At 71.8% G+C, this 8,375-nt stretch carries 2 protein-coding genes; both read left to right on the forward strand.

All coding sequences use genetic code 11. The features are described 5' to 3' along the window. Window positions 1-5,601 (forward strand): pullulanase-type alpha-1,6-glucosidase, encoded by a 5,601-nt coding sequence (gene pulA / locus AB0D10_RS02110; protein ID WP_360249679.1) that lies wholly within the window; start codon window positions 1-3, stop codon window positions 5,599-5,601. Window positions 5,602-6,305: 704 nt separating this feature from the next. Further along, a partial coding sequence (locus AB0D10_RS02115; protein WP_360249682.1) for a M4 family metallopeptidase occupies window positions 6,306-8,375 on the forward strand: 2,070 nt, incomplete at its 3' end.

The following is an 8,375-nucleotide window of genomic DNA, read 5'->3' on the forward strand; positions in this document are numbered from 1 at the left end:
GTGGCCGATGCCCCGCCCCGCCCCCGACGGAGCAGATCCCCCCGCGGTCCCGGCCGCACGGCCGTCCTGCTCGCGGCCTCGCTGACCGCCGCCACCCTCGGCGGCGCCCCCGCCGCTCTCGCCGCCGCGCCGCCGCCCCCGCCCTCCGACGCCGCCCTGGCAGCCACCGCCGGACGGCACGACCTCACCCGCGAGCAGTTCTACTTCGTCCTGCCCGACCGCTTCGCCAACGGCGACCAGGCCAACGACGGCGGCGGCATCACCGGCGGCCGCCTGGAGAACGGCTTCGACCCCGCCGACAAGGGCTTCTACCACGGCGGCGACCTGGCCGGCCTGATCCGGAAGCTCGACTACATCCAGGACCTCGGCACCACTGCGATCTGGATGGCGCCGATCTTCAGGAACAAGCCGGTGCAGGGCAGCGGGGCGGAAGCCTCGGCCGGCTACCACGGCTACTGGATCACCGACTTCACCCAGGTCGACCCGCACTTCGGCACCAACGACCAGCTCAAGGAGCTGATAGCCAAGGCGCACGCCCGCGGCATCAAGGTCTTCTTCGACGTCATCACCAACCACACCGCCGACGTCGTCGACGACGCCGAGCAGCAGCACGGCTACCGCTCGACCGGTGCCTACCCGACGCTCGACGTCGACGGCAACCCGGTCGACGAGACCGCCGTCGCCGACGCTCCCCCGGCCTTCGGCGGGGAGGTGCCCCCAGCGGCCCCCTGGCCACGCATCACCAAGGACTCCTTCCCGTACACCCCGGTCTTCCGCAACCCCGGGGACGCGACCGCCAAGACCCCGTCCTGGCTCAACGACCCCTCGCTGTACCACAACCGGGGCGACTCGACCTTCGTCGGCGAGTCCGCCACCGAGGGCGACTTCAGCGGCCTCGACGACCTCGACACCCAGAACCCCCGGGTGGTGAAGGGCTTCGAGAAGGTCTACCAGCAGTGGGTCAAGGACGTCGGCGTGGACGGCTTCCGGATCGACACCGTCAAGCACGTGAACATGGCCTTCTGGCAGCAGTGGGCGCCCGCGCTCAAGGACTTCGCGGCCAAGCAGGGCAACAAGAAGTTCTTCATGTTCGGCGAGGTCTACTCCGGCGACCCGGCGGTCACCTCGCCCTACGTCACCAAGGGCAAGCTGCAGGCCACCCTGGACTTCCCGTTCCAGGGCGCCGCCCGGTCCTACGTCTCCCAGGGCGGATCGGCGAAGACCCTCGCCGACGTCTACGGCCAGGACTACCGCTACACCGGCGCCGACACCGACGCGTACGAGCTGCCGACCTTCCGCGGCAACCACGACATGGGCCGCTTCGGCTCCTTCCTGCTCGCCGACAACCCGGGCGCCGACGAGGCGACCCTGCTGAAGAAGGACCGGCTCGGCAACGAGCTGCAGTTCCTCACCCGCGGCCAGCCCGTCGTCTACTACGGCGACGAGCAGGGCTTCACCGGGGCAGGCGGCGACAAGGACGCCCGGCAGGACCTCTTCGCCTCGAAGACCCCCTCCTACAACGGCGACCGGGTGCTCGGCGGCGCCGCCGGTCCGGCCGACCGCTACGGACAGGGCGGCGAGCTCTACCAGGGCATCGCCGGGCTGGCGAAGCTACGCCGGGACAACCCGGCGCTGGCCGACGGCGCCCAGATCGAGCGGTACGCCGCCGACGGCCCCGGCGTCTACGCCTTCTCCCGGATCGACGCGGCGCAGCAGGTCGAGTACCTGGTGGCGGTCAACAACGCCACCGAGGCGAAGACCGTCACGCTGGACACCTTCTCGGCCGGGACGGGCTTCGACCGGATCTACCCGGCGGCGGGGGAGCGGGTCACCAGCGGCGCCGACCGCAAGGTGACCGTCACCGTTCCCGCGCTCTCCTCCGTGGTGCTCAAGGCGGCCGGCCGGCTCGCGGCCCCGGCCGCGGCGCCGCAGCTCTCGGTGCAGCCGCCCGCGGACGGCGCCACCGGGCTCGTCACGGTCGGCGCCGGCGCCGACGGCAGCGGGTTCGACCGGGTGAGCTTCGCCGCCCAGATCGGCACCGGGCCCTGGCAGACGCTGGGCACCGCCGACACCGGGAAGCCCGGCCCCGACGGCCGGAGGAACTTCCTCGTCACCCAGGACCTCGGCGCCGTCGCCCCCGGCACGGTCGTGCGGTACAAGGCGGTCGTGCAGGACTCCGGGGGCCACCTGCGCTCCGCCACCGCGAGCTTCACCACCGGCACCCCCGCACCCAAGCCGGTGCCCACCGCGGGCGCCCGCCCGTACGCCGTCGTCCACTACAACCGGCCGGACGGCGACTACGACGGCTGGAACCTCTACGCCTGGGGCGACCTCGCCGACGGCGAGGCCACCCAGTGGCCCGCCGGGCACGGCTTCACCGGGCGGGACGCGTACGGCGCCTTCGCGTACGTGCGGCTCAAGCCGGGCGCCTCGGACGTCGGGTTCGTCGTGGAGAAGAACGGCGTCAAGGACGTGGACGCCGACCGGCACGTCGACATCGGCAGCACCGGCGAGGTGTGGCTGAAGCAGGGCGACCCGGCCGTGCGCACCGCCGACCCCGGCCCGGCGAACACCCAGCCGGCGAACACCGCCGTCATCCACTACAACCGGGCCGACGGCGACTACGACGGCTGGGGCCTGCACGACTGGACCGGCGCCGCCGCCCCCACCGACTGGGGCAAGCCGCTGACGCCGGTGCGCCGCGACGCCTTCGGCGCCGTCTTCGAGGTGCCGCTGGCCCCCGGCGCGACCAGCCTCAGCTACATCCTCCACAAGGGCAACGACAAGGACCTGCCCGCCGACCAGTCGCTGGACTTCGCCGTCAACGGCAAGGAGGTCTGGATCCTCGGCGGCCGCGAGGGCTACCTGCTGCCGCAGAACCCGGCCGCCTCCTCGCAGGTCGACCTCGGCACCGCCAAGGCGCAGTGGATCGACGCGCGGACCGTCGTCGTCCCGGCGAACTACGGCGCGGGCGACGACGCCCTGGCCGGCGGCACCAGCGCCCAGCTGGTGTACGACCCGTCCGGCGGCATCAAGGCCGACAAGGGCGTGCTGACCGAGCCCGGCCGGTGGCTGCGGCTCACCCCGGTCAAGGGCGGGCTGACCGACGCGCAGAAGGCCGCGTACCCGCACCTGGCGGGCTACCGGGCCTTCACCGTCGACGCCCGGGACACCGCCCGCGTCCCGGCCGCGCTGCGCGGCCAGCTGCTGTTCACCGAACACCTGCCCAGCGGCGCCCTGCTGGCCGGGACCGGGGTGCAGATCCCGGGCGTGCTGGACGCGTTGTACGCCGGGCGGACCGGCAAGGTCGACTTCGGCCCGACCTACTACGACGGCAAGGTGGCGCTGTCGCTGTGGGCGCCGACCGCGCAGGAGGTCTCCGTCCAGGTCTTCGACGGCCCGACCGGAGGCACCCCGAAGACCCTGCCGCTGAAGCGGGACGACGAGACCGGAGTCTGGGAAGTCGTCCGTGACAAGGGCGAGTTGGACGGCAAGTACTACCTCTACCAGGTGAAGGTCTGGGCGCCCTCGGTGCAGCAGATGGTGGTCAACACCGTCACCGACCCGTACTCGGTGGCGCTGTCGACCGACTCGAAGCGCAGCCTCGTCGCGAACCTCGACGCCAAGGAGCTCAAGCCCGCGGGCTGGGACGACCACGCCCGCCCGCAGGCCGTGCCGCCCGCACAGCAGCAGATCCAGGAACTGCACGTCCGGGACTTCTCGGTGGCGGACACCACTGTCCCGGCCGCCGAACGCGGCACCTACCTGGCGTTCACCGAGTCGCAGTCGGCCGGCATGCGGCACCTGCGGGACCTGGCCGCGGCCGGGGTGACCACCGTCCACCTGCTGCCGACCTTCGACATCGCCACCATCCGGGAGAACCGGGCCGACCAGAAACTGCCGGCCTGCGACCTCGCGTCCCTCCCCAAGGACGGCCCGCAGCAGCAGGAGTGCGTGGCGGCGGTCGCCGCCGACGACGCCTACAACTGGGGCTACGACCCGCTGCACTACAACGTGCCGGAGGGCTCGTACGCCACCGACCCTGGGGGTACCTCCCGCCCGGAGGGTGGGGGAGGTGCGGCCCGCACCGTGCAGTTCCGGCAGATGGTGCAGGCCATGCACGCGGCCGGGCTGCGGGTGGTGCTCGACGTGGTCTACAACCACACCGCCGCCAGCGGACAGGCCGAGCACTCGGTGCTGGACCGGGTCGTCCCCGGCTACTACCAGCGGCTGGACGCCGACGGCAAGGTGACGGCGGACAGTTGCTGCTCGGACACCGCGCCCGAACACGCCATGATGAACCGGCTGGTGGTCGACTCGGTGACCCTGTGGGCCCGGGAGTACAAGGTGGACGGCTTCCGCTTCGACCTGATGGGCCTGGACCCGAAGTCCACCATGCTGGACGTGCAGGCCGCACTGCGGAAGATGACGCCGGACTCGGACGGCGTGGACGGCAAGAACGTCCTCCTGTACGGCGAGGGCTGGAACTTCGGCGCCGTCGCGAACAACGCCCGGTTCCAGCAGGCCACCCAGCTCAACATGGCCGGCACCGGCATCGCCACCTTCGACGACCGGATCCGCGACGCCGCGCGCGGCGGCAACTTCATGCTCGACTCCGCGCCGCAGCAGGGCTTCGCCTCAGGCCTGTTCACCGACCCCAACGGCTCGCCCGCGAACGGGAGCCCGGAGGAACAGAAGGCCCGGCTGCTGCACCAGATGGACCAGCTGAAGGTGAGCCTGACCGGGAACCTCGCCGGGTACTCCTTCACCGACAGCTCCGGGAAGGCCGTCACCGGCGCCCAGGTCGACTACAACGGCTCCCCGACCGGGTACGCGGCCAAGCCCGGCGAGGCGGTGGAGTACGTGGACGCCCACGACAACACCGACCTCTTCGACGCGCTCGCGTACAAGCTGCCGACCGGCACCGCGCCCGCCGACCGGGCCCGGATGCAGGCGCTCGGGCTCTCGCTCACCGCGCTCACCCAGGGCGCGGGCTTCGCCCAGGCCGGCAGCGACCTGCTGCGCTCCAAGTCGCTCGACTCCAACTCCTACGACTCGGGCGACTGGTTCAACGCGATCCACTGGCCCGACCCGTCGACGGGTGCCGTGGACGGCAACGGCTGGGGCCGCGGCCTGCCGCCGGCCGCCGACAACAAGGGCATGTGGCCGACCGCGCAGTCCCTGCTGGCGAACCCGAAGCTGACCGTCGGTGCGGCCGACATGCGGGCGGCCTCGGCGCAGTACCAGCAGTTCCTGCGGATCAAGCAGTCCTCGCCGCTGTTCTCCCTGCCCACCCTGGCGGCCGTCCAGCAGCGGCTCTCGTACCCGCTGTCCGGCACCGCCGGCGAGCTGCCCGGGGTGATCACCCTGCACCTGGACGGCACCGGTCTGGCCGGGGCGGAGAAGGGCGTCACGGTGGTCTTCAACGCCACGCCCACCGCACAGGCGCAGACCGTGGCCGCCCTGCGGGGGACGGGTCAGGCGCTGCACCCCGCGCAGGCGGGCGGGACGGACCCGGTGGTGAAGCAGTCCGGCTTCGACGCCGCGACCGGCACGTTCACCGTGCCGGGGCGGACCGTGGCGGTGTTCGTCCAGCGCTGAGCCGGGTGCCGGGGCCGTTCCGGTGTCGATCCGACACCGGCCCGGCCCCGGCGCCGTTCCGACACAGTTCCGACACCGGGCCGTACACCGGCTCCGACAGGTTCCGGCACCGGGCCGTACACCGGTCCCGGCACCGGATCGGACACCGGTCCGTACACCCGGGCAACCGCCGGGCCCCGCACCGCCGTTGAGGCGGAGCGGGGCCCGGTTCCGTTCCGGTCACGGTTTGGCCGGAAACAGTTCCTGGCACGGCCGGAACTGTGACGTGCCGCGCCCGCGCGGCGCTGTCCGCCGCCCGGCGGGGCGGCTCGGACTCCTGAGCGCTGGTCAGTGACCGCCGGTAGTGATCGAACTTTGTCCGGAGCATGAAAACCGTGTTCACGAGTTCGCAATGGCGTAGCACAACTGACGGACCGCCGTGCATACGGTTTCGGTAATGAACCGGCCAATCCGTGGCATGCATCTGTCATTGGCGGCCGGTTTGCTGCCACGATTCCTCCGGCTGCAGACGTGGGGGCCCCACCCCCCGGTGCAGCCGTTCCAGCCGAGGTGCAGCGCGTCCCGCCCCTGCAACGGGTTGTGTGCACCGCAACCCGCTACCGCACCCCCGTCGCACCCGGCGGGGGCCCCCACTGCGCCGCAACCCCGCGGCCCAGGTTTCTCTCCACCGGTGCGACCCAGCGCCGGTCGGAAAAGGAGTCCGCATGTCCCGTTACGCTCACGCCCGGAAGGCGGCGGTCGTCATGGCCGCCTCCACCGCGCTGCTGGTCACCGGCATACCGGTCATCGCCCAGGCGGCCACCCCGGACGCGCCGGCCGCCGTCGCGGCCCAGCAGACCACCCGGGCCGCGCTGATCGCCTCGGCGAACCAGCAGACCGCCTCCCTCGCCCAGGCCCTCGGCCTGAGCGGCCAGGAGAAGCTGGTCACCAAGGACGTCGTCCAGGACACCAACGGCGGTCGCCACCTGCGCTACGAGCGCACCTACGCCGGACTCCCCGTCCTCGGCGGCGACCTGATCGTGCACCAGGACGCGAACGGTGCCACCAAGAGCGTGACCAAGGCCAGCGAGGCCAGCCTCGCCGGCGTCGACACCACTCCGGCCCAGGCCGCGCCGAAGGCCCAGGCCGCCGCGCTGGCCGTCGAGGCGGGCTCCGTCGACACCGCCCCCCGCCTGGTGGTGTGGGCCGCGGACGGCACCCCGAAGCTCGCCTGGGAGACCGTCATCGCCGGCCGCGAGTCCGACGGCACCCCGAGCAAGCTGCACGTGGTGACCGACGCCAAGACCGGTGACGTGCTCAGCAAGGCCGACGGCATCAAGCGAGGCTCCGGCACCGGCGTCTTCGTCGGCAACGTGCCGCTGACCACCACCCAGAGCGGCTCGACCTACTCGCTGAAGGACGCCACCCGCGGCGGCCAGAACACCACCGACATGAAGAACGGCACCTCCGGCAACGGCACGCTGTTCTCCAAGTCCTCGGACACCTGGGGCAACGGGCAGGCCAGCAACCGCGAGTCGGCCGCCGTCGACGCCCAGTTCGGTGCCGCCGCCACCTGGGACTTCTACAAGAACACCTTCGGCCGCAACGGCATCCGCAACGACGGCGTCGGCGCGATGAGCCGCGTCCACTACGACACCGGCTACGTCAACGCGTTCTGGGACGACAGCTGCTTCTGCATGACGTACGGCGACGGCTCCGGTGACACCCACCCGCTGACCGAGCTGGACGTCGCGGGCCACGAGATGAGCCACGGCGTCACCTCGGCCACCGCCAACCTGAACTACTCGGGCGAGTCCGGCGGCCTCAACGAGGCCACCTCGGACATCTTCGGCAACATGGTCGAGTTCTACGCCAACCTGCCCGCCGACACCCCGGACTACCTGGTCGGCGAGCTGATCGACATCAACGGCAACGGCACGCCGCTGCGCTACATGGACAAGCCCTCCAAGGACGGCACCTCGGCCGACTCCTGGTACTCGGGCGTCGGCAACCTGGACGTGCACTACTCGTCCGGCGTCGCCAACCACTTCTTCTACCTGCTGGCCGAGGGCAGCGGCGCCAAGGTCATCAACGGCGTCAGCTACAACAGCCCGACGGTCAACAACATCACCGTCACCGGCATCGGCCGGGACAAGGCCGCGCAGGTCTGGTACAAGGCGCTGACCGCGTACATGACCTCCACCACCGACTACGCGGCCGCCCGTACCGCGACCCTGAACGCGGCCACCGACCTGTACGGCGCCAACAGCGCCGAGTACAACGCGGTCGCCACCGCCTGGGCCGGCGTCAACGTCGGCTCGCTGCCCAACCCGGGCGGCGTCACCGTCACCAGCCCGGGCAACCAGTCGACCGCCGTCGGCACCGCCGTCAACCTGGCCATCAAGGCCTCGGGCGGCACGGCTCCGCTGTCGTACTCGGCGACGGGTCTGCCGGCCGGTCTGGTGATCAACGCCTCGACGGGTGCGATCACGGGTACGCCGACCGCGGCGGGCACCTCGAACGTGACGGTGACGGCGAAGGACTCGGCGGGCAAGACCGGTACGGCGAGCTTCACCTGGACCGTGACCACGGGTGGCGGCGGTGGCTGCACCCCGGCGCAGCTGCTGGGCAACCAGGGCTTCGAGACCGGTTCGGCGGCGCCGTGGACGGCAAGCTCCGGCGTCGTCGACAACAGCTCCAGCCAGGCCGCGCACGGCGGTTCCTGGAAGGCGTGGATGAACGGCTACGGCAGCACGCACACCGACTCGCTGTCGCAGACGGTGAGCATCCCGGCG

This window comes from Kitasatospora sp. NPDC048545 (genome assembly GCF_040651155.1).
In the GTDB taxonomy this organism is placed as follows: Bacteria; Actinomycetota; Actinomycetes; order Streptomycetales; family Streptomycetaceae; genus Kitasatospora.